The sequence below is a fragment of the Microbacterium sp. Bi128 genome (assembly GCF_918698205.1).
This window is the reverse complement of sequence record NZ_CAKKMM010001550.1, coordinates 1-1,148: the sequence shown is the minus strand read 5'-3', so window position 1 is coordinate 1,148 and position 1,148 is coordinate 1. Positions and strand designations below refer to the sequence as shown.

At 77.5% G+C, this 1,148-nt stretch carries 1 protein-coding gene; it reads right to left on the bottom strand.

What is annotated here, in order from left to right:
- On the bottom strand, window positions 1-1,107 hold a 1,107-nt coding region (locus LQV45_RS34470; protein ID WP_230012387.1), incomplete at its 3' end, for a gamma-glutamyltransferase.
- Window positions 1,108-1,148: the final 41 nt, after the last annotated feature.

The window sequence follows — 1,148 nt, the reverse complement described above, 5'->3', positions numbered from 1 at the left end:
GGGCGGGCGCGCGCCGGGCCGGACGGCCGCGGGCGAGGACGGGTCGAGCGAGAACGCGCTCCCCCGGTTGTGGAGCAGGATGCCGGTCTCGGGGTCGAGCAGCCCTGAGCCGAAGGTCTGGTAGACGCTCTGCACGATGGTCACGGCGTAGCCCTCGTCGTCCATCGCGACCACCGCGGCGGTGTCGCCCTGCGGGCGCGGCTCCCCCGGCCCGCCGGGCGCCGGGCCCTGCAGCGCCAGGAGCGCCGCGAGATCGACCGGCCCGGCGAGGGGATCGCCCAAGTGGGCGCCCCGCGCGTGCGCTCCCCGCACGCTGGCCTCCAGCAGGGCAGCGGCACCCGGGTCGCCCTCGGCGGCGGCGATGACGCCCAGGAGCACGGCCCCCACGGAGGGCGGCGGAGCCACGCTCCACACGGCGCCGCCGATCCGCTCGCTGAGCGCGTCGACGACCTCGGGGCAGTAGCCGGCGAAGTCCTCCGCGGTGTGCGTGCCGCCCCCGGCGCGCAGTGTCCGCACGAGGGAGCGGGCGATGTCCCCGCGGTAGAAGGCGTCGGGGTCGTCGGCGAGGTGCCGGAGCGACCGCGCCAGCGCGGACTGGACGAGGGCGTCCCCCTCGACCAGCAGCGCATCGTCGCGGGTGAACACCGCACGCAGGCCAGGGTCCGAGAGGATCGCGTCGGCGCGCGAGACGAGGGCACGGTCGAGGCCGGCGCTGACCGGGATCCCGTTCTCGGCGACGTCCGCGGCGGACTCCAGAGCGCGCCCCAGCGGCAGGGCGGCGCCGAGCTCGGCGATCGCGCGCCACCCGGCGAGCACGCCCGGGACGGTGACCGAAGCGGCTCCCGCGCGGGGAATCTCGCGCCAGGAGGCGGAGGCCTCGGCGATGGCCGCCGGTGCGGTCCCGGCCGCGACGACCGCGGTCGTGGAGCCGTCGGGGCGACGGACGAGCGCGATGACGTCACCACCGAGGGCGCACTGGTGCGGGTAGACGACGGTGAGCATCGCGGCCGCGGCGAGCGCGGCATCCAGGGCGTTGCCCCCGGCGGCGATGGCGGAGCGTCCCGCGTCGACGGCGGCGGCGTGAGGGGCGGCCAGGGCGGTGGTCATGTCAGATCCCCCGTCGAGCGGTCGAGAGGAAGTCGCGGTCG